Raw genomic sequence first — 20817 nt, 5'->3', positions numbered from 1 at the left:
CACTCTATCGAGAAAGTGCCGCTAGCCGCCTGATCGACGTGGACAAGTAAGTTATCTCGCAGGCAAATTCGCCGAAATCTCAAGCATTCTTCCCGGATTTCTGGCACGCTTAAGTAACTATGCATGCACTTCCCTCGCCTGACGCGCTGCGTCAGATCCTGCCCTCGGTCATTTTCGATTTGGCCGACCGTTTCGTTCGGGCCGGCCATGAATTGTCGTTGGTAGGTGGGCCGGTTCGCGATCTGTACCTGGGACGCGTCTCCCCGGACCTGGACTTCACCACGAGCGCACGACCGGAAGAAACCATCAAGGCAATTTCCGGTTGGGCCGATAACATCTGGGATGTAGGACGCGAGTTCGGAACGATCGCCTTCAAGAAGGGCGAATACACGCTGGAGGTCACGACCTACCGCGCTGACGCCTATGACAAGGAGTCGCGCAAGCCGATCGTCGCCTTTGGCGATAACTTGCACGATGACCTCTTCCGCCGCGACTTCACCATGAACTCGATGGCGCTGCGATTACCCCATCTCGAGCTGGTGGATCCGTTCGACGGCGTGAGCTCCCTGGAAGACGGTTCCATTCGCACCCCCGGTGCGCCTGATATCTCGTTCTCAGATGATCCGCTGCGCATGATGCGTGCCGCCCGATTCGCTTCGCAGCTGGAGATTGAAGTCAGCCCCGAGGTTCGCCGCGCCATGAGCGAAATGACCGATCGAATCGACATCATTTCCGCCGAACGGATCCGCGACGAGCTGGTCAAGCTGATCAACGGGGCCGACCCGAGCACGGGCATCGACCTGCTGGTGGAAACCGGCCTGGCGGACAAGGTGCTGCCCGAAGTGTCGGCCCTGCGTCTGGAGATCGACGAGCACCACCGGCACAAGGACGTCTACCAGCACTCGCTGACCGTGCTGAAGCAGGCGATGGCGTTGGAAACCGATGAAGCGGGACCGGTGCCCGGACCGAACTTCGTGCTGCGCTTCGCGGCGCTGATGCACGATATCGGCAAGCCTGCGACCCGCAAGTTCGAACCCAGCGGTGCCGTCTCCTTCCGCCACCACGACATGGTGGGTTCAAAGCTCGTGAAGGCGCGGATGCGCGCCTTGCGTTTCGACAAGGACACCACCAAGGCCGTGGCCCGCCTGGTCGAGCTGCATATGCGCTTCTATGGGTACGGCGAAGCGGGCTGGACCGACTCGGCGGTACGCCGCTATGTCACCGATGCCGGCGACTTGCTGGAGCATCTGCATCGCCTGACCCGTTCGGACGTCACCACGCGCAATCGCAAGAAGGCTGATCGCCTGGCGTTTGCCTACGATGACCTCGAGGCGCGTATCGCGAAGATTGCCGAGCAGGAAGAGCTGCAGGCGATCCGTCCTGATCTGGATGGCGAACAGATCATGCGGTTGCTGGGGATCAAGCCGGGCAAGGTGGTTGGCCGGGCCTACAAGTTCCTCCTGGAACTGCGCATGGACGAAGGTCCGTTGGGTGAAGAGGTCGCCACGGAGCGCTTGCGTGCGTGGTGGAAAGAGCAGCCCGAAGCCCAGAAAACGCCTACTGAGGGGTAACTTCTGGCCTGGTTGCTGTTGGAGGAGCACCTGGAATCCGCATGGATCCAGGTGCTTTCGCCATTCCCGGGAAAGTACTTAAAGTTTTTGCTCTGGCTTGTAGCGCATTGGGCATAATCCATGTATGCTGAATACTGTGATTGGGAAGTCTCAATGAGACTTGCGGATCGAGACAAATTTTCAGACAGGCCGCATGGCATCCATGGCCGGCCGAGAGCAGATTTTAGGAGGTGGCGAAATGATTAATACGACTTGGTACATAGAGACTCATCGCGGAGCGCGATTTAATGGCGGCTCTCCAATGACTCGTCTGCGCAAGCGCATTTCCCCAACCTCCGGACAAGCGGATTCCTAGCTCACGGTAAATCCCGCTCAAGTTCCTGAGGTTGCAGGTCAGTAATCGACTCTCACCCTTAGGAACTTTTTCATGTCCAGTCCACTGTTCTCCTCATCCGCTCAACGGGCAGTTCGCACCTCGGAATTAATCTTCGCAGGACCAGAAAGCCTGAAAGCTCGCGCAATTTCAACCACGCGACAAGATCTTCCCTCCCCTTCGACTTTGACCGAAGGGAGGGACAGCAAATGAAAAAGCGTCAAGACAAGCGCAAGTTCACCAACCTTGACAGCACCGAGTTCAATCGCCGCATGCGTCAGCGCGAGCTGAAGAACCATGTGCCACCAGAAATGTACCTGCGAATTCGCTAGGCCCGGCAACGCCATTACCGTTGCCAGCTAACTAGAATCCGAGGTACCAATGATGAACTCGCAATGCATCGCCCAGAGGCCCGCCGGCCTGCAAGCCGGCGGGCCTCTCCGCATCCAAAGAACTTTTGAATACAGCAATGGCCAGGACATCAGTCCTGGCCCTTGCTTTCCCGCCGCAGCGGAAGATTAGCGTTCGATGTCGCCGCTGATGAAGGCTTCCACCTTGTTGCGTGCGGTCTCATCGTCGTACTGCTCTGGTGGCGACTTCATGAAGTAGCTCGAGGCGGACAGGATCGGGCCGCCGATGCCGCGGTCCAGGGCGATTTTCGCTGCGCGAACGGCGTCGATGATCACGCCGGCCGAGTTTGGCGAGTCCCAAACTTCCAGCTTGTATTCCAGATTTACCGGAGCGTCGCCGAAGTTGCGGCCCTCGAGGCGGACGAACGCCCACTTGCGGTCGTCAAGCCATGAAACATAATCGCTCGGGCCGATGTGGACATCGTCGTCACCCAGGGCGGCGGAGGTGTTCGAAGTGACTGCCTGGGTCTTGGAGATCTTCTTGGATTCCAGGCGATCGCGCTCGAGCATGTTCTTGAAGTCCATGTTGCCGCCAACGTTCAGCTGGTAGGTGCGGTCCAGGACCACGCCGCGGTCTTCGAACAGCTTGGCCATCACGCGGTGGGTGATGGTTGCGCCGATCTGGCTCTTGATGTCGTCGCCAACGATTGGCACGCCGGCGTCGGTGAACTTCTGCGCCCACTCCGGGGTGCCGGCGATGAATACTGGCAGGGCGTTGACGAACGCAACGCCTGCATCGATGGCGCACTGCGCGTAGAACTTGGCGGCCTGCTCGGAACCCACTGGCAGGTAGCAAACCAGGACGTCGACCTGGTTGTCCTTCAAGGACTGCACCACGTCGACTGGCTCTGCTGCGGACTCTTCAATGGTCTCGCGGTAGTACTTGCCGAGACCGTCAAGGGTGTGGCCGCGCTGGACGGTTACGCCGGTGGCTGGAACGTCGGCAATCTTGATGGTGTTGTTCTCGCTGGCCAGGATGGCTTCCGAGAGGTCGAGGCCGACCTTCTTGGCATCGACATCGTAGGCTGCAACGAACTGGACGTCGCCAACGTGGTACTGGCCGAACTGCACGTGCATGAGACCAGGAATGGTGGAATCTGCATCGACGTTTCGGTAGTACTCAACACCTTGGATAAGGGAAGTGGCGCAGTTGCCTACGCCTACGATGGCAACGCGAATCGGGTTCGCCGACACATGAACTCCTTACAGAAATGTATAAAACCTTTGAGCAATTGAGCGCAGAAGCGCATCGCGCAAATTAGCCCATAATGATCTTAAGTCTTAATGGCTCGCAAACATTCCCAATCGTGCCCCGTATCACCGATTAACTCTTGTGCAGTGGCTCCCGGGCCAGTGCCGGCGAGGGCCATAGATGCGATCGCCGTGCAGAATTACCAAGAATCGGTACATGAGTAAAATGCAGAATGATACTGAGGTAACCTATGATTGCAAGCATGAAATGGTATTCATGAGCAAACTGCTATTAGCTCATGACAAAGAGTTAGCCCCATTCTTGCGGGAATGCCGGTAATGATGGCGTAACTTGACCAAAACCCTGACCAGCGGGGCAGGCAACGTGGTGCGGAGCCGATGGCGCAAAGGCTGGCGTCGAATATGCGCCAGTACTTCCGGATCGGTGAGCAGCTTGCCGGCTCGAGCCCGATGCGCGAGGATCTCGAGGGATTGGGCGAAGCTGTGGTCGACCCGGTGGAAGTAGTTTTCCCGCAACCACGCTTTGGTCGGCTCCCCGAAGCTCAAGCCGATGACATCATCCAAGGTGCCAATCACACCGGAGGCCACGAAGACCGTATTGATCATCTGGGCGCTTACACCGAAGTCGGAGAGGATCAGCGTGGGCAATCCGCGATCAAGGGATTCCAAGGCAGCTGTCGACGAGACCGTCACCAGGGCGCTGCCATCGGTCAACGCCTCGCTCATCGATCCGGTATCGAAGCGCAGCCGCGAATCGGCACCGATGCGCTGTTCAGCCTGCAGCTTCTCGAACAGCGAGTCATAGGGGAACGCCTCGAGATGCGTCTGCGGCTCCCCGGCCTTGGCACGGAGCTTGATGAGCACCTCAAGTTCGGGATTCATCCTGCTGGCCTGCTCGAGCGCCAGCAGGATCGACTCGCGTTCGTGCTCCTGGGCCGGAACCTTCGCCTGCGGTGCGAACACCAGCCGTTCGACGACCTGCGTTTGCCCCGGCGGGAAACCCGCCGAGCGCAAGAAAGGCAGCTTGCTGACCATGATGGTCGGCTGGTGCCCCTCCTTTCCTTCGATCATGAACGAGAAATCACGCGCCTCGGCATGCGAATGGCAGATGAACGCATCGCCGGCCCGGCGATAGTTCCATCCCTTCTGCGTGGCGGGGAAGGCAACGCCGGGCAAGGCTGAAATCAGTGCGGTGCAGCGGCCGTCAACCGGCTCGGTGCGCAGGATCCGGGAGTAGATTTCGGCAACGACCGGACCGGTCGCCGACGCGAAGACAATGTCCTCGTCCACGGTGTCGGCTTCCAGCTGGGATACCGAGATCACCTGCAGGGCATCGGGATCCAGATCCGTGCCTTCGAAGGCGGCGGCGATCTGCTCGGCCGTCGGCATCACCGGGGTCCGCGCCAAATACACCTTGCGATCCCATGCGGGACCCAGGCGGGTCAGGAAACTTGTCGCGAGCTTCAGGTAGGAATCGGAATCTGCAATGGCAAGAATTGATGGCTTCATCAGCTGCTTCACACCTTCAACGAACTGGACAGGTGCTCACGCAACTCGAGGGGAGTACCAGGGGTCCACCAGCTGTCAAGCACGGCTTGCGGATACAGGAAGCGGGCATCGGGACCCAGCAGCAAGCGCAGGGATGGAATCACCGTGGACGGCAGGGCCCGGATTTCCTGGCCCGGCCGCAGGGCACGCAAACGCATTTCGATGGGAACAGTGTGCTCTTTGAGCACTACCTGGTCAATCTTGGAGATCTTCGCCAGCAATTCCGGCGTCTCACGGCGATGCGGGAAGTAGGCGACCGGACCTTCGGATGCGATCTCTTCGATCCAGCGCAAGTACGGCTGCTCATGGATCAACTCATCGGCGACCATGGCCGAACCGATCAGCAGGGTAGGCTCGATGAACCGCTCGGCCACCGGCTGGGTAGCAAGCCACTCGAACTTGTGCTGCGCGAACTTGATCCCCAGATCAGCCATCTTCTGGCGGGATTCCGGGTCGACAATCAGCGCCGAGACAACCAGCAGGCGACCCTCGCGGGCCAGCTGGCGCAAGCGATGCCAGGTCGCCAGCCCCATGGCGACACGGGCCGCCGAATTCTTCGTCCGGGCGCGCACCAAGGGGGTGGGCTCGTCGGAGATCAGCTGCTTGATCAGGGCCAGCGTTGCCATGCCGTCGTCGATGATGACGATTTCCTTGGCCCGCACGCCGGCAAGGAGCGTGCGCTGGATCTTGCCCGAATAGGCATCCCCGGTGACGTATCGGTCGGCAGCGCCTTTGGGCTGCGGAGGCTTGCGCGCCGCCGGTTCGAAATGAACCCCATCGGGGGCATGATCCAGCATGGCCTGGGTCGTGGCCTCCAGTGGCATTCCTTGGCGCGGAATGATCCGGATGTCGGTGCCCAGCAGTCCTGCGGCATGCGTTTCCACTGCGGAGAGCAGCTGCAGGGGCGACTCGACCCACACGTGCGCCGTGCCGAAACGGGGGCGTGGCACCTCGTGGGTGTCATGCTGGGTCAGTTTCATCATCGTGAGTGTCATTTTGCCAGTCGGCTCAGGGACTTGGAAAGCGTTTCGAACTGCTTGGAACCATGGCGCAGCACTCGGCGCGAGGCCCCGCGGACCTTCGAGGGCAACGAGCGGCGCGAGCTGATGTGCGCCCAGTGCGGAGGCAGGTCCAGCTTGGTGATGCGGCGGCGCTTGAAGTGGGCCGAGAACTCAGGGTAGTGCGCGGTCAGGAAGGACTCGGCCTGCTCGCGCAGGTGCGGCAGCTGGGCGGCCTGCATGCAGTAGGCCACGGCGACCAGCAGTTCGGTGAGCCGGTCGTCATCGCCAGCGTGCGCCGGAACCGGCAGGTCCTGGACGAACAGTGCGTGGATGATGGACAGCGGGATGCGGTTGGAGTTCTCGTACGGAGCCAGCGCCTGCAGCATCCTGCCGGTGCCCACGGCATGGACTTCCGTGCCCAGGATGTACTTTGCGGTGGCCAAGCCGGTGGAGAAGCAGGAGATCACCACGGCTGGGTTCACCGCCGAGATTACGGTCTCCGCCAGATGATCCGTGTTGAGCAGCCGGAAATCCAGGCCCATGTCCTTGGCTGCCGCAGCCAAGCGGGCCGCCGAGGTGGCGCTGGCCGACGGGTGCGCCTTGAACAGGACGGTGGAAAGCTCCCGGCGGGCCACCTCGTTGAGCATCTCGAGGTGCAACTCGAATTCTTCCTCGGCGTCCATCAGTCCCAGGGAACCCAGGTACTGCCCGAGGACGAGCGCGCCACCGGAGGGCAGGTCGAATTCGGCGTCCTGGGCCAATTCGCCGAAGATGCCAGCCAACCCGCCGGCCTCCAGGATCTCGCGCCGCGGCTCGAGCTCTGCGAGCAGGTGCGGCTGAAGTCCGGGTACCAGGTCCACGTGGATGGTGCCGATGACCCGCTGGCGCAACGGCATGGGCAACCGGTTGCGGGTGGGTCCATAGGACATCAGGCCGTCGGAATGGATCCACAGCTGGGAATCGAAGAAGATGCGCGCCAGGGCGCGGGCGGGATTGACCTGGATGGATTCCAGCACCAAGGTCAGCGGTTCATTGCCCAGATCCCAGGCGCTGCGCAGCAGGCGCTCGAAAATCAGTAGTTCGTCCTCGCGCGGGTTGAACTGCGCCGGGCGGCGCGGTGCGGTCAGCGCGGCGAAATCCACCACCCGGTCAAAGCGGGCGGCCAGTTGCTCAAAGCCCGGAACCTCGTCCAGCGGGGTGGTCAGTTCCGGAACCTGCGAGCCGTTGGCCAGGACGAGAATGCGTTCATCTGCTTCGGGGAGCAGTCCTGCATCGGCCATCGCGGCCAGAGAAGCAAGCTGGAAGTAGCTGCTGGCTTCAATCAGTGCGATCACGTGGCGGCCCCGATCTGACCTGGCTGGAGGAAGGAGAGGATATGGCGGCGGCGCGCAACATCCATCTCGAGGGCGACCTGGCGGGCCATTGGCGCGTCAACGGTGGTGAATACCTGGCGCAGCTTCTGCTTCATCTCCAAGCGGACTTCTGGCGGGTAGTTCTTCGCGCGCTTCTCGTGATGGCACACGATGGCGAAGAACTGGCGCATCGCCTTGGGCAGGTGGCGATCCGCATCCGGGTGCAGGCGCACCTCGGTGAGGATCTGCGAGTAGGCGGGGATGAAGCCGAGCTGGCGATGGTCGAAGACCTGGGTCAGCGAGCCAGGCAGGCCGCGGCGGTAGAACACCCCGGGGGAGGAGACGACGGAGTAGCGCTCGGTATTCAGGTGCAGCTTCCACAGCCACAGCCGGTCTTCGGCGCTGTGCAGCTGCGCGTCGAAGTACATCAGCTCGCGGGTGCGCATCAGCTCGGTGCGGTACATGCCTGCCCACACGAAGGCGTAGTCCACCATGGACGGGGAATCGATCGGCTCGATGTCGTCGGCCGGGTTCAGCGGCATGCCGCGCAGGGCCTGCGGGGCGCGGTGGATGACCCGGTTGGTGCCGGTGACGCGCACATGGTCGCAGCGCACGAAGTCCACATGCAGTTCGGTCAAGGATTCCGCCAGGGCTTCCAAATGCTCGGGGGAGTACCAGTCGTCGGGGTCGAGGAAGGTGAAGTATTCGCCGGTGACCTGTTCCAGCCCGGCATTGCGGGCGGCAGAAACCCCTGAATTCTCCGGCAGCGAGATCAGCTTCAGGCCAGGCAGCTGGTCTTCGTAGCCGCGCACCAGATCGGCAGTCTGGTCATCGGAAGCGTCATCAACCACGAGCACTTCCAGTTCCCAGCGTCCCAGCTTCTGCCGGACCAGGGATGAGAGGGCATCGCAAATATACGCTTCTTGGTTATAGGCGGGGATCACCACTGAAATGCGCCCGGGAATCAAACTCATTTGTGCTTCAAGGCCTTCCTCATGCAGACAAAAATAAACGGCGGTTGGACCCGTCGGTGAGTCCAACCGCCGGATACGCTGGCGTGCTTAGGCGTCGACGCGGCGCAGGCGCGAGAGCGGAGCCAGCTCGCCTGGGAAGACCTTCTTCACGCCGTCGCCCATGGCCTGCTCCAGGATGCGGATGTCGCGGATCAGCGACTCGAAGCCCTTCGGCTCCAGCGACGAAGCCTGGTCAGAGCCCCACATGGTGCGGTCCAGGGTGATGTGGCGCTCGACGGTCACGGCGCCCAGGGCGACTGCTGCCAGCGAGATCTGCAGGCCGCGCTCGTGGCCCGAGTAGCCCACTGGGACCTGGTAGCGGTCGCGCAGGGTCTCGATCATGCGCAGGTTGGCTTCTTCAGGAGGCAGCGGGTAGGTGGAGGTCGCGTGCATCATGACCAGCTTGCTGGTGCCCAGGGTTTCCACTGCCTTGTCGATCTGCTCGATGGTGGACATGCCGGTGGACAGGATGATCGGCTTGCCGGTTTCCGCCAGGGCCTTGAGCAGCTCGATGTCCGTGACCGATGCGGACGCTACCTTGTGGGTGACTGCACCCTGCTCTTCCATGAACTCGACCGAAGGAACGTCCCATGGCGATGCGAAGGCGTGCAGGCCCTTGGATGCGGCGTAGGAGATGAGCTCCTTGTACTGGGCCTGGTCGAACTCGACGCGGTAGCGGTAGTCCAGGTAGGTCATGTCGCCCCATGGGGTGGAGCGGATCTTGTCGCGCATGTCCATCGGGGTGGAGATGTCCGGGGTGCGCTTCTGGAACTTCACCGCGTTGGCGCCGGCCTCGGCCGAGATGTCGATCAGCTGCTTGGCGATCTCGATGTCGCCGTTGTGGTTGATGCCGATCTCGCCGATGACGTAGACCTGCTGGCCTGCGCCAACCTGGACGTCGCCGATGGCAACTGGCTTGATGTCGGTAGTCATGGAGGTCATGGGTATTGCCTTTCAGTGGGTGAAACTTGGAGAACTCTTGGTGGCGGTGCGTGCGGCGAGAACCAGTTCGGCCAGTTCCCGTACCGCTCCGTGCCCGCCCTTGCGGGTCAGCGTGTGCCGTGCTGCCAGGTGCACGTCGTGGTGGGCATCGGCCACGGTGATCGGCCAGCCGACCAGCGCCATCGCGCCCAGATCGTTGATGTCGTTGCCGAGGTAGGCGACGCGGGCCGGGTTGATGGATTCGTCAGCCAGCCAGCGGGCCACGTATTCGGCCTTGTTTTCGATGCCGTGGGCCACTTCGACCTTCAGCTTGGCGGCGCGGGCGGCGACCACCGGGTTGGTTTCCTTGGAGAGAATCAGGAACTTCACTCCGGCGGCCCGCAGCCGGGCCACTCCCATTCCATCGGAGCGGGAGACGCGCACGGTTTCGGTCCCGTGCTCATCGACATATGCGGTGTCCGGGGTGTGAACCCCGTCGAAATCCGTGATGACCGCATCGACTTCGATCGGTTCCCGGTTGGCCGGAACGGCCAGCCCGGCGAGCAGCAGGTCTGCCTCGGTATCGATGTCGATGCCGTGCTCTGCTGGAACCTCATGTACCCGGACCTTTCCGAAGAAGCGGTGGCCGGCTTCGAGGAATCCGCGGGTATCCATCACGTAGAAGGCCCCGGTCTCGCGGAAGCGCGGTTCGCGATCCTGGCGGCGCGGACGGTGCAGCTTGTCGTGCCCCACGGCGACCGCTTCGCCCTGCGGATCCAGTCCCCAATGGAAACCGTGATCCGCAACAGCCGCGAAGCTGACGTCGGCGCGTTGCGAGGCCACTGCCGCAATGGCTGCGTCCAGGTCCGCCGGATCGATGAACGGGCTGGTGCACTGGATGAACACGGTGATCTCTGGCTGGGATTCCGCATTCGCCAGTGCGTGGAGCAGAACTGACTCGCTGCTGGCCGTGTCGCCGGCGATATCTGCCGGTCGATCGATGACCCTCGCCCCGTAGCGCAGCGCTTCGGCCTTGATCTGCTCATGGTCGGTGCTCACCACGACGTCGCTGACTGCCGCCGCGGATCTGGCTGATTCGATTGCGCGGCCGAGCAGCGATTTGCCGCCGATCTCACGCAGGTTCTTAAGCCGGATGCCCTTGGATCCTCCCCGGGCGGGGATGATCGCCATGACGTTTGGCTGGTTGGTTTTGCTCACGAATAAGACGCTATGGGCACAAGTTAACCAAGAGGGGGTATCTGGGTGAACGCACGGTGAAGTGCCGGTGTAATCACCTGTCTGTTTGCTGAATGCTAGGTCAGCAAGCGTTTTACGTTTCCGGGAGCGGGTTGCGGCAGGGGCGTGAAGAGCACTGCGCTTCGCGTAGAAGATCAAGGCGTCTGATGAAATCCGAGTGTGCACGCCGGTGCTGGGGCGCAGAACATCTAGGCTGGATAGTATGCACGAGCCTAACCAGTCACAGCCCACGCGTGGCCCGCTGCGCATTACCGTGCCTTCACGCGCTGACGGGTTCCTCCGGCAATTCACCGCAATGATCGGCGGCCCGCTAGGACGGCACAGCGACCCGGGCCGAGTCGATCCCGGGTTCTTCAGCGTGGAACGGGTCATCATCCTGATGACCACCGTGGGCGCGCTGCTGATGCTCCTTGCCAAGAACCCGTGCCGGGTCAACGGGTGGACCGGCAACAACCCCTATGTCTATGCGTGCTACAGCGACTGGGTCCCGCTGTTCTCCGCCCGCGGCTTCGCCGAGAACCCCTGGGCGCCGTTCAGCGCCGCCGCCGAGTTCGAGTACCCGGTGCTGATGAGCTCGGTGGCCTCGGCAGTCGCCTCGATCATCCCCACGGGGATCGAGAACCGTTCGCTGCTGTACTTCGACATCAACCTGCTGCTCGTCGCGATCCTGTGGATGGCAACCGTGGTCGCCACCCTGCGGATGACCGGGCGCCGTCCGTGGGATGCCGCCATGGTGGCGATCGCCCCGGGCATCATCCTGGCCGGCAGCATCAACTGGGACATGTGGGCTGTGGCCTTGCTGGCCCTGGGCATGCTGGCCTTCGCCCGGAAGCATACGGTGCTGGCGGGGGTGCTGATCGGCCTCGGTGCGGCGATGAAGATCTACCCGTTCTTCGTCCTCGGCGCGGTGCTGGTGCTGGCCATCCGCACCGGCAAGCTCAAGACCTTCTGGGTGACTGGCGGAACCGCCGCGGCGACCTGGGTGCTGGTGAACCTTCCCTATGCGCTGGCGTTCCCCGACTCGTTCATGCACTTCTTCAATTTCTCCTCCGAACGCGGGGCCGGCTTCTCCAGCTTCTGGCACGCGTGGAATGTCATCGCCGATAACCGTGAAGGGGTTCCGCTCTTCGAAGCGGAGCAGATTTCCCGCTACGGGCTGATCCTCTTCTTCCTGTGCTGCGCGGGTGTGGCGGTGCTGGGGCTGGCGGCCAAGCGCACCCCGCGCCTGGCTTCCATGGCCTTCTTGATCATCGCCTCCTTTGTCATGGTCAACAAGGTGTATTCGCCGCAGTTCGTCGTCTGGCTGATTCCGCTGTTCGCACTGGCCCTGCCGCGCTGGCGCGAGTTCGTGATCTGGATGCTGGTGGAAATCGCCCACTTCTACGGGGTCTGGTACTACCTCGATTCCCTCTCTGCCGAAGAAGTGCAGAAGGCCTTCCCGGAGACCGGCTATGCGGTACTGGTGCTGGCCCATATGGTGATGCTCGGATACCTGATGTTCCTGGTGGCGCGTTCGATGCTCGATCCGCGCCACGACCCGGTGCGCGCCGTGGGACAGGACGATCCGCTGGCCGGTCCGTTTGCCGGTCTGGAAGACCGCTGGACCCTGCGCGGGCTGCTGCCCCAGGCCAAGCCGGAGAAAGAAGCGGCGGGCAAGAAGCCATGAGCGATGTTGCAGTAGTCGGTGCCGGCCCCAACGGGCTGGCCGCCGCGGCGGTTGCCGCCCGGGCCGGATTGAGCGTCACGGTCTATGAAGCCAACGGCACCATCGGCGGGGCAGCCAGAACGCAGCCGATGAATGGCTCGGCGGCGAAATTCGATCTGGGCAGCGCGGTGCATCCGATGGCCATGCAATCCCAGGCGATGCATGAACTCGGTGTCCATGACCGGGTGGACTTCATAGTCCCCGAGCTGTCCTTCGCCCATGTGCTGGATCGGCGGACCGCCTACGCGTACAGGGATCTGGAACGCACCGGGCAGGAACTTGGCGGCGCGGATGGCCAGATGTACACCCGGCTGCTGGGGCCGCTGGTAAAGCAGATCGACGCAGTCAGCAACACCCTGCTCAACCCGCTGTTCAAGGTGCCCTCGCATCCGGCGGCATTAGCAACCTTCGCCGTCAGCACGGTGGCCGGCATGGCCGTGAAGGACCTCTTCTCCGGGAAATTCGAGCGAGCCGCAGCGCTCTATGCAGGCTGCGCGGCCCACGTCGCCGGCGGTTCGCGCGGGCCGGCCAATGCCGGGGCCGGGCTGTTCCTGGCGGCGGCGGCGCACGCCAATGGGTGGGCCATCCCGCGCGGCGGCTCCCAAGCCATCAGCGATGCGCTGGCCGCAGAGGCGATGGAGCACGGAGCAAAAATCCTCACCGGAACCCGCATCGAGCATGTCGATGAGCTTTCTGCACGCAACGTCCTGTTCGATACCTCCGCCGAAAGCGCTGCCAAGCTGTCGGCCGCGCACCTGCCCGAACGGCTTTCGCACGCGTTGAGCGGCACTCGGCGCTCGCCGGGAAGCTGCCTGGTGCACTACGTGCTTTCGGAGCCGATTCCGTGGCGCGATCCGACGCTGGCCCAGGCTGGCACCGTGCACCTGGGCGGCACCGCCGTGCAGGTCGGGAAGGCCGAGCGCACCGCGGTGCGCAGGGGAGCGGCGAAGCCGTTCATGATCGTGGCCCAGCCCTCGCAATTCGATGGCTCGCGGGCGCCGCAGGGCCAGCACGTGATCTGGGCGTACTGCCATGTGCCGCTGGATTCCCCGGTGGACATGAGCCGTGAACTGGAGGACATGATCGAACAGGCAGCCCCGGGATTCGCCGAGACCATCATCGAATCGCATGTGGTGACCGCGAAGGACCTGGAAGCGCAGAACTCTGCGCTGGTCGGTGGCGATCTTTCCGGGGGAACCATGGACCTGCTGGGCAGCATCAAGCGGCCGCGGATCTCCCCGGACCCGTGGTACCTGCAATCCAAGGGCCTGTACCTGGTGTCCTCGGCCGCGCCCCCGGGACCGTCGGTGCACGGCATGGGTGGATTCCTCGGAGCCCAATCGATGCTCAAGCGGGAATACGGAATCGAGAACTGGAAAGCGGAGAACTGACACATGATGGACGCGGCATTCGAGCAACTCCCCGGGTTGGTTTTCCTGGCAGTGCTCTGGTGGCTGTTCATCTGGCAATACCGCAAGGACCCGCGCCGCCTGGGACTCGCCGTCCTGCTCTTGCCGCTGGTGCTCTTCACCATTTCGGCGGCGGCTGGCCTGCTCTCCAGCGTGCTTCCCGGATTCGAGCTCCTGTTCTCCATCGTCCTGGTGCTGACCCCGCTGATGGTCGTGGTCTTCGGCGCGGCCCTGATCTACAACGGGATCTTGATGTGCCGGCGCGAAGGTGCCAAGCCCGCGAACCTGCTGTCCTTGGCGGCCGGGCTCGCGGTCTTCATCCTGCCGGTCATTGCGGTGCTGCTGATCCGGGTCCAGTCATGGTGGACCTATTCGCTCGCTTTCGTCCTGTTCATGGCCTCTGTCTTCACCGCGAGCCTGTTCACCATGCTGCTGCTGTATGCCTGGGTTCACGCGAAATTCCCTGCCAAGGGCAAGGGCGCCGCCGTGGTGGTGCTCGGCGCCCGCGCCATCGATGGCAAGGTCACCCCGCTGCTGCGCGGCCGACTGGACAAAGGCATCGAACTGCATGAGAGGCAGGCGGATCCCCGCCCGTTGATGGTTCCTACCGGTGGCCAGGGCCGTGATGAGGTCGAGCCAGAAGGCGTGAGCATGGCCCGCTACCTGCGCGAGCAGGGCATCGCCGATGAGCAGATTCTGGTGGAAGACCGGGCCAGGGACACCATCGAGAACCTGCGGTATTCCGATGCCCTAGTTCGCGCCCAGCGTCCGGAAGGCCAGCTGTGGCTGGTCACCAGCGACTATCACGCACTGCGGGCCGCGATGGCCTCACGCCAGCTCGGCCTGGATGCCCGTGCGTTCGGCGGGAAGACGGCGGCCTACTACCGTCCAAGCGCCTTCCTCAGGGAATGCGTAGCGATCGTGCGGGATCAGAAGAAGCTGATGGTCTTGCTGGCCCTGCCTTTTGCGTTGGCCATCGCAGGAATGATGTACGTCCTCACGACGAGCTACCTATGACCGTCCTCCAACTGCCGTGGAAATGTGGGTCCATGCACCATATGGTGCATGGACCCACGATTGGCCCAGCTGCCCTCACCCTTTCGGGTGAGCCCTAAATCAGCATTGCGGGCGGTGATAGCTGGGCGCCAAGTCCCTAGGCTGGAAGCATGATCCAGGCTCAGCAGTTGACGAAGAAATACGGTGGAAAAACCGTGGTCGATAATGCATCGTTCACGGTGCAGCAGGGAATGGTGACCGGGTTCCTCGGTCCCAACGGCGCCGGCAAATCCACCACCATGCGCATGATCGTGGGATTGGCAGCGCCTACCAGCGGAGGAGTGCTGGTCAACGGGCGCGATTTCAAGAAGTCCAGGCATCCGCTGACCGAAGTCGGCACCTTGCTGGAAGCCAAATCGGTCCACAAGTCCCTGACGCCGCTGGCGCATTTGCGTGCCATGGCGGCTACTGCAGGATTGCCGGTTTCCCGAGTGCACGAAGTGCTGGAACTGACCGGATTGTCCAGCGTCCAGCGCAAGAAAGTCGGCGGCTTCTCATTGGGCATGGGCCAGCGGCTTGGCATTGCCACCGCCCTGCTGGGAGATCCACAGGTCCTGATTCTCGATGAGCCGGTCAACGGGCTGGATCCCGAAGGCGTGGCGTGGGTCCGCAATCTGGCCCGCCAACAGGCTGCCGAAGGCAAAACCGTGTTCATTTCCTCTCACCTGATGAGCGAAATGGCCCAGACCGCCGATCACCTGATTGTGATTGGCCGTGGCCGGATCATGGCCGATGCGCCGATCAGTGAATTCATCGATAACGGCCTTGACCAGACAATTGTGCGTTCAGCAGATATTGAGGTGCTGATGAACGCGCTGAACGGAGACGGCGTCCAGCTGCGCCGGATCGACGAGCATGGCGTGGAAGTCACCGGTCCCGATTCAGTGACCATTGGCCGTCGCGCACTGGAATACGGTGTGGTGCTCAGCGAACTGCGTCCGCTGCAGCGCACCCTGGAAGACGCCTACATGGAATTGACCCGTGATGCCGTCGAATACCACTCGAGTAATGTTGCCGAGACTGGCGGCGGGAAGTAAAGACATGTCTGAGAAATTAGCAACCGCACCGCGCGGCAAGGTCTCCCTCTTCGGCGTGCTGCGCAGCGAATCCATCCGTTTCTTCTCCCTGAATTCCACCCGCATCCTGATTCTGCTGGCCATCGTGCTCTATGCGGCCATTGCGGCCATCGGCACCTGGGGCATCGGATCGCTGCGGGCCAGCATGGGCGGCATGGAGCAGATGCCGGGCATGGAGGACCTGGTGGCTCCGGGATTCGCCTCCGAGCTCATGGGTTCGGGCCTGGTCTTCAGCCAACTGATCCTCGGCGTGCTCGGTGTCCTGCTTTTCAGCGGGGAATTCACCACCGGTTCAGCGGTGAGCACCTTCCTCGCCAGCCCGCAGCGCCTGCGCGTGCTGGCTGCCAAGACCATCCTGATCACCGTCGTGACCGCCGGCGTCCAGATCGTCAGCTCGCTTCTGGCCTTCGCCATCAGCAAGCCGATTGCCGACAACTACCAGATGGACCTGGATTTCGGCAGCGACGCCTTCCAGCGGGTTCTCTGGTACGGGGCGCTTGCGGTGGCTATGGCGGCGCTGATCGGTTTGGCGCTCGGGATGATGCTGCGCAATTCGGCTGGAGGCATCACCAGCCTCGCTGCCCTGTTCTTCGTCTTGCCGATCATCCTTTCCATCCTGACCAGCATCACCGACTGGGCACAGCACATCGCGAAGTTCACCCCCGACCAGCTGGGCATGGCGTTGGCGACGCCTTCGAGCGTCGTCACCGACTTGGAAAGCTGGCAGCAGCTGCTGGGCGTCGCAGGCTGGATTGTGCTTCCGCTGGCGCTGGGTGCGGTCCTGCTGGCCAAGCGGGACATCAAATAGTCCAGAGCGTGACCGAGAAAACTAGACTGGAAGCATGAGCCAACCGACGCTGCAGGAAACTGTGGTTACCTTCGATGAACTGGCCGCCAAGCGGATGGGCCGGATACGCCGCTATTTGCGTACCCACCCGCGCTTGGTGGTCATCGGTGCAGTAGTCATTTACCTGCTGCTCACGCTGCCAGGCGTTTTGGTGGTGGCGGCAATGCCCGAATCCAATGCGACCGGTCTGCTGGTCGTCACCCTCGCCGTCAGCGCCGCCCTGCTCTACCGGCGCAGGGCGCCGATGACGGTGATCATCCTGGTGTTCCTCTTCGAGTGCCTGGCCCTGGTGATTGCTGGACCGCAGGGCGGTCTGGGCGGGGTAGGCATGATCATCGCCCTGTATACCGTCGCCACCAGCTATTCGGCGAAGCGGACCATCCCGCTGTCCATCCTGGCCGGAAGCTTCCAAACCGTCCTGATGGTGCTGATGGGCTTCCCGGACATGACCGGCATGGAATTCGACCCTCAGGATGGAATCGATGAAACGATCTTCACCCGCGTCATCATCGCGGTCTCGGGCAGCTTCATCATCGGCTTCTACATCGCCGCCGCAGCAGTGGGCATGAACGTGCGCAACGCGCGCATCCACGAAGCTGAGCTGAATCACTGGGCTTCGCAGGTTTCCGTACTGGCCCAGGTGCAAGAGCGCAACCGCATTGCCCGCGAAATGCATGACGTGGTTGCCCATTCGCTGTCGGTGATGATTGCCCTGTCCGAGGGGGCGCGGGTGGTGGCCAAACGCGATCAAGCCCGCGCCGATGAAGTGCTCAACGAGCTTTCCGGAACCGGCCGCGCCGCCCTGGCAGATATGCGCCGCATGCTCGGCGTGCTGCGCCAAGAAGAATCCGGGGAGCTCGCGCCGCAGCCTACCGGCGGCAATGTGGAGCAATTGCTCGAAGGATTCCGTACCGCAGGCCTGCCGGTCACCTATACGCATGCGGGCGATCCGCTGCCGGAAGACACCACCTTCCAGCTGACGGTCTTCCGCATCATCCAGGAGTCCTTGACCAATTCCTTGCGCTATGCCCGTAACGTAAGTGATGTGCAGGTGCGCCTGGAGCAACGCCGCGGGGAACTGCGCATGGAAATCATGGACAACGGCGATGCAACGAGAGTTCCGAGCGTCGGCAGCGGGCGAGGTCTGCGCGGCATGCGCGAACGCGCGGCGCTCTTTGGCGGAACGGTAGATGCCGGACCGGTAGCCAGCGGCGGATGGATCGTCAAAGCGGTCCTGCAGCTGCCCGAATGCAGCTTGCAGAACAAGAGCCGGAAGGCAGTGAAGGAATAAGCGTGGAAGAGAAAATCAAGGTCCTGCTGGTCGATGACCAGCCCCTGCTGCGCATGGGATTCCGCCTCATCCTCGAAGGCGAGGAGGATATCGCCATCGCCGGGGAAGCTGTCGACGGTCTCGATGCCCTGGCCCAGACCGCGGCGCTGAAGCCCGATGTGGTCCTGATGGACGTGCGCATGCCCAACATGGATGGCCTGGAAGCTACCGAACGCATCGCCAAGGACTACCCGGAAACGAAGATCATCATCCTGACGACCTTCGACCTGGACGAATACGCCTTCTCGGGCCTGCAGGCAGGAGCCAGCGCGTTCCTGCTCAAGGATGTCGCCCCGGAAGAACTGGTCCAAGCGGTGCGCCTGGTGGCGTCCGGCGACGCAGTCGTGGCACCGCGGGTGACCGCACGCCTGCTGGAAACCTACGTCCGCAACGGTGGCGCCGGGAACCGCAGCCAGCCGGCCGAGACTCCGCACGACCCGCTGCTTGATGACCTCACCCCGCGTGAGCAGGAAGTGCTGCGTGCGCTCGCCGAGGGACTGTCCAACGCCGAGATCGCCCACCGGTTCTTCCTGTCCGAAGCGACGGTGAAAACCCACGTGCGGCGCATCCTGACCAAACTGCACCTTCGAGACCGCGTCCAAGCGGTCGTGTACGCCTATGAGACCGGGCTGGTCATTCCATCCCAGGGCCTGGATTACTAGGCGGCGTCTGGGCAGCAAAACGGCCGCCGGGCGAAACCCATTCGGGTTTCGCCCGGCGGCCGTGAAGTTTACTAGCGCTTTTTGGCCTTGCTCCGCTTCTTCGCGGTGGCGCGCAGTTGGATCACGCGGGCCACCCCGGCGATTGCCACCACGAGGGCGCCGCCAATTGCGGCGAAGAATAATGCCAGACCGAGGTTGACCTGTCCCTGGTACGCGAAGTAGTTGAGGGTCACCTGCTCCTGGTTCTGGGCAATGAAGATGATCAGCAGGATCAGCACGATCAACCCGAAGATCGTGGCAGTCCAGATGCGGCCCAACTTGGTCACCGGGAGCTTATCTGCGCCGGCAGGTTTTGCCGGCTGGACCGTGGAAGTCGCTGGTGCGGTGGGTCCCACGTCGTCCTCGCGTGCTGCTGCTGGAATGTTGTTCTGCTCTGGTGTTCGATCAGCCGTAGCCATGATGAACTCGCTTTCCTTGTCTGGCGGGACTGCTTTCAGCTTCGTCGACAGCTAGCCGCCAAGTCAAGGACTGGATCGGGGTGTCCGGCAGGTTGCCAGCGAGGCCGGAGGTCCAACCGGACACCAGCAAATGTGGTTCAGGCTACTAAGCTGGGAGGCAACTCGACTTTTCAGGCGGGAACCAAAACCTGAAGAACCGTCTGACAAACATCTCTTGACAGAAAGAAGTGAGCAACCAGCCATGGCACAAGCCGCAGCAATGGCCCACATTGCAGATCTGGCCGAATACGTCGCAACCTCGCCATCGAGCTACCACGCTGCCGCCTCGGCCGCGAAGCGCCTGGACGCTGCTGGATTCACGGCGCTGGACGAGAAGCAGGCGTGGAACCTTGGCCCGGGCTCCTACTACGTGGTCCGCGACGGTGCGATCATTGCATGGGTGCAGCTAGAAGCTGCCACCGCGACGAGCGGTTTCCATATCCTCGGTGCCCACACCGACTCGCCGGGCTTCAAGCTCAAGCCGAAGCCGACCACTGGCTCCAACGGCTGGTGGCAGGCAGGAGTTGAAGTCTACGGCGGACCGCTGCTGAACTCCTGGCTGGACCGCGAACTGTTGCTTGCCGGCCGGCTGGTGCTCAAGGATGGATCCGAGCACCTGGCCCAGACCGAACCGATCCTGCGCATTCCGCAGCTCGCCATCCACCTGGACCGCCAGGTCAATGAGGGCCTGGCGTTGGACAAGCAGACCCACACCAATCCGATCTTCGGAGCCGGTGACCTTGCGGATGCCGACATCCTGGCGATCCTGGCGAAGTCTGCAGGTGTCGCCCCGGCACAGGTCGCCGGCTACGACATCCTGACCGCACCAGCGCAGCGCGGCGAGGTCTTCGGAGAAGGCAAGAACTTCTTCGCCGGCTCCCGCCTGGATAACCTCTCCTCGGTGCATGCAGGCCTGATCGCATTGATTGGACATTCGCGCAAACCAGCAGGCAACCGCATTGCCATGCTTGCCGCCTTCGACCACGAGGAACTGGGTTCCTCCTCGCGCTCGGGCGCCTGCGGCCCCTTCCTGGAAGAACTGATCAACCGCATCCAGGCATCCATGGGCGCAGGGGTTGAAGACACCGCCCGTGCGCTGTCGAATTCGGTATGCCTGTCTGCCGATGCCGGCCACGCGGTTCACCCGAACTACCCGGAGCGGCACGATCCGGCCAACCGCCCGCAGCTGAATGCCGGTCCGCTGCTGAAGATCAACGCCAACCAGCGCTATGCCACCGATGCGGTGGGTGCTGCCGCATTCGCCAACTGGTGCGAGGCCGCGGGAGTTCCCTACCAGGAGTTCGTATCCAACAACCGCGTACCATGCGGTTCGACCATCGGCCCGCTGACCGCAACCCGGCTGGGCATCCGCACCCTTGACGTGGGTGTGGCGCTGCTGTCCATGCACTCGGCCCGCGAGATGTGCGGCGTCGACGACCCATGGTACCTGTCCAAGGTCTCTGGCGAGTTCTTCGGAGCCTAAGGCATGGCATTGCGGAATGCCGGCCTTCGGGCCGGCTTTCCGTGTCCCGGCTCGAACCTCGTCCGCCGCGCCTGATCGGTGGCATAATCGGCAC

General features: G+C 62.7%; 18 protein-coding genes. 10 read left to right on the top strand and 8 right to left on the bottom strand.

What is annotated here, in order from left to right; all coding sequences use genetic code 11:
• Positions 1-119 precede the first annotated feature (119 nt).
• Positions 120-1571: a CCA tRNA nucleotidyltransferase gene (locus ATK23_RS13590; protein WP_066142786.1), complete on the top strand. Its 1452-nt coding sequence runs from the start codon at positions 120-122 to the stop codon at positions 1569-1571.
• A gap of 582 nt (positions 1572-2153) precedes the next feature.
• Complete coding sequence (locus ATK23_RS16695) at positions 2154-2276, top strand: hypothetical protein (protein WP_255209577.1); 123 nt, start codon at positions 2154-2156, stop codon at positions 2274-2276.
• A 186-nt stretch (positions 2277-2462) separates the two neighbouring features.
• Here ATK23_RS16695 and ATK23_RS13585 read toward each other — a convergent pair whose 3' ends face one another.
• The 7 genes from ATK23_RS13585 to ATK23_RS13555 all read right to left on the bottom strand — a co-directional run bounded on the left by ATK23_RS13585 (position 2463) and on the right by ATK23_RS13555 (position 10619).
• Positions 2463-3548, bottom strand: a complete 1086-nt coding sequence (locus ATK23_RS13585) for an inositol-3-phosphate synthase (RefSeq protein WP_066142789.1) — start codon at positions 3546-3548, stop codon at positions 2463-2465.
• A gap of 294 nt (positions 3549-3842) precedes the next feature.
• Positions 3843-5075: a DUF6716 putative glycosyltransferase gene (locus ATK23_RS13580; RefSeq protein ID WP_066143395.1), complete on the bottom strand. Its 1233-nt coding sequence runs from the start codon at positions 5073-5075 to the stop codon at positions 3843-3845.
• Between the two features lie 8 nt (positions 5076-5083).
• The gene (locus ATK23_RS13575) at positions 5084-6094 is read right to left on the bottom strand and encodes a hypothetical protein (protein WP_245858430.1); all 1011 of its coding nucleotides are present in this window, start codon (positions 6092-6094) and stop codon (positions 5084-5086) included.
• 11 nt (positions 6095-6105) lie between these two features.
• On the bottom strand, positions 6106-7449 hold the full coding sequence (locus ATK23_RS13570; protein ID WP_066142795.1) for a polysialyltransferase family glycosyltransferase: 1344 nt from the start codon (positions 7447-7449) through the stop codon (positions 6106-6108).
• The gene (locus ATK23_RS13565) at positions 7446-8441 is read right to left on the bottom strand and encodes a glycosyltransferase family 2 protein (RefSeq protein WP_066142797.1); all 996 of its coding nucleotides are present in this window, start codon (positions 8439-8441) and stop codon (positions 7446-7448) included. Before ATK23_RS13565 ends, ATK23_RS13570 begins: the two co-directional genes overlap by 4 nt.
• A gap of 87 nt (positions 8442-8528) precedes the next feature.
• Complete coding sequence (locus ATK23_RS13560) at positions 8529-9422, bottom strand: N-acetylneuraminate synthase family protein (protein WP_066142801.1); 894 nt, start codon at positions 9420-9422, stop codon at positions 8529-8531.
• A gap of 12 nt (positions 9423-9434) precedes the next feature.
• Entirely contained in the window at positions 9435-10619 is a 1185-nt protein-coding gene (locus ATK23_RS13555; protein WP_038992767.1) for an acylneuraminate cytidylyltransferase, read from the bottom strand.
• 241 nt (positions 10620-10860) lie between these two features.
• Between ATK23_RS13555 and ATK23_RS13550 the strand changes: the two genes are divergently transcribed.
• From ATK23_RS13550 to ATK23_RS13520, 7 genes are all read left to right on the top strand, one after another.
• Complete coding sequence (locus ATK23_RS13550; protein ID WP_052253940.1) at positions 10861-12324, top strand: glycosyltransferase family 87 protein; 1464 nt, start codon at positions 10861-10863, stop codon at positions 12322-12324.
• On the top strand, positions 12321-13754 hold the full coding sequence (locus ATK23_RS13545) for a phytoene desaturase family protein (protein WP_066142804.1): 1434 nt from the start codon (positions 12321-12323) through the stop codon (positions 13752-13754). Before ATK23_RS13550 ends, ATK23_RS13545 begins: the two co-directional genes overlap by 4 nt.
• 3 nt (positions 13755-13757) lie before the next feature.
• The gene (locus ATK23_RS13540) at positions 13758-14789 is read left to right on the top strand and encodes a YdcF family protein (RefSeq protein WP_066142807.1); all 1032 of its coding nucleotides are present in this window, start codon (positions 13758-13760) and stop codon (positions 14787-14789) included.
• Between the two features lie 149 nt (positions 14790-14938).
• Complete coding sequence (locus tag ATK23_RS13535; RefSeq protein ID WP_066142810.1) at positions 14939-15865, top strand: ABC transporter ATP-binding protein; 927 nt, start codon at positions 14939-14941, stop codon at positions 15863-15865.
• 4 nt (positions 15866-15869) lie between these two features.
• A complete protein-coding gene (locus ATK23_RS13530; RefSeq protein WP_066142814.1) occupies positions 15870-16712 on the top strand; it encodes a hypothetical protein in 843 nt (280 codons plus the stop codon).
• A 34-nt stretch (positions 16713-16746) separates the two neighbouring features.
• A complete protein-coding gene (locus ATK23_RS13525) occupies positions 16747-18042 on the top strand; it encodes a sensor histidine kinase (RefSeq protein ID WP_066142817.1) in 1296 nt (431 codons plus the stop codon).
• A complete protein-coding gene (locus ATK23_RS13520; protein WP_066142819.1) occupies positions 18000-18743 on the top strand; it encodes a response regulator in 744 nt (247 codons plus the stop codon). The genes ATK23_RS13525 and ATK23_RS13520 overlap by 43 nt, the downstream gene beginning before the upstream one ends.
• Before the next feature lie 71 nt (positions 18744-18814).
• Here the strand turns inward: ATK23_RS13520 and ATK23_RS13515 are convergent, their stop codons facing one another.
• Positions 18815-19201 carry a LapA family protein gene (locus ATK23_RS13515; RefSeq protein WP_066142822.1) on the bottom strand — a complete coding sequence of 129 codons (387 nt, stop codon included), beginning with the start codon at positions 19199-19201 and terminating at the stop codon, positions 18815-18817.
• 241 nt (positions 19202-19442) lie between these two features.
• Between ATK23_RS13515 and ATK23_RS13510 the strand changes: the two genes are divergently transcribed.
• On the top strand, positions 19443-20723 hold the full coding sequence (locus ATK23_RS13510) for a M18 family aminopeptidase (protein ID WP_066142824.1): 1281 nt from the start codon (positions 19443-19445) through the stop codon (positions 20721-20723).
• Positions 20724-20817: the final 94 nt, after the last annotated feature.

The sequence above is a fragment of the Glutamicibacter nicotianae genome (assembly GCF_002797775.1).
In the GTDB taxonomy this organism is placed as follows: Bacteria; Actinomycetota; Actinomycetes; order Actinomycetales; family Micrococcaceae; genus Glutamicibacter; species Glutamicibacter nicotianae.
The sequence above is the reverse complement of the archived record's forward strand: the minus strand, read 5'-3'. Positions and strand labels throughout refer to the sequence as shown.

Coding starts and splice junctions, on each gene's coding strand:
- ATK23_RS13590 (WP_066142786.1), top strand. CDS start 120: ATGCATGCACTTCCCTCGCCTGACGCGCTGCGTCAGATCCTGCCCTCG.
- ATK23_RS16695 (WP_255209577.1), top strand. CDS start 2,154: ATGAAAAAGCGTCAAGACAAGCGCAAGTTCACCAACCTTGACAGCACC.
- ATK23_RS13580 (WP_066143395.1), bottom strand. CDS start 5,075: ATGAAGCCATCAATTCTTGCCATTGCAGATTCCGATTCCTACCTGAAG.
- ATK23_RS13575 (WP_245858430.1), bottom strand. CDS start 6,094: ATGAAACTGACCCAGCATGACACCCACGAGGTGCCACGCCCCCGTTTC.
- ATK23_RS13565 (WP_066142797.1), bottom strand. CDS start 8,441: ATGAGTTTGATTCCCGGGCGCATTTCAGTGGTGATCCCCGCCTATAAC.
- ATK23_RS13560 (WP_066142801.1), bottom strand. CDS start 9,422: ATGACCTCCATGACTACCGACATCAAGCCAGTTGCCATCGGCGACGTC.
- ATK23_RS13550 (WP_052253940.1), top strand. CDS start 10,861: ATGCACGAGCCTAACCAGTCACAGCCCACGCGTGGCCCGCTGCGCATT.
- ATK23_RS13545 (WP_066142804.1), top strand. CDS start 12,321: ATGAGCGATGTTGCAGTAGTCGGTGCCGGCCCCAACGGGCTGGCCGCC.
- ATK23_RS13540 (WP_066142807.1), top strand. CDS start 13,758: ATGATGGACGCGGCATTCGAGCAACTCCCCGGGTTGGTTTTCCTGGCA.
- ATK23_RS13535 (WP_066142810.1), top strand. CDS start 14,939: ATGATCCAGGCTCAGCAGTTGACGAAGAAATACGGTGGAAAAACCGTG.
- ATK23_RS13530 (WP_066142814.1), top strand. CDS start 15,870: ATGTCTGAGAAATTAGCAACCGCACCGCGCGGCAAGGTCTCCCTCTTC.
- ATK23_RS13525 (WP_066142817.1), top strand. CDS start 16,747: ATGAGCCAACCGACGCTGCAGGAAACTGTGGTTACCTTCGATGAACTG.
- ATK23_RS13520 (WP_066142819.1), top strand. CDS start 18,000: ATGCAGCTTGCAGAACAAGAGCCGGAAGGCAGTGAAGGAATAAGCGTG.
- ATK23_RS13515 (WP_066142822.1), bottom strand. CDS start 19,201: ATGGCTACGGCTGATCGAACACCAGAGCAGAACAACATTCCAGCAGCA.
- ATK23_RS13510 (WP_066142824.1), top strand. CDS start 19,443: ATGGCACAAGCCGCAGCAATGGCCCACATTGCAGATCTGGCCGAATAC.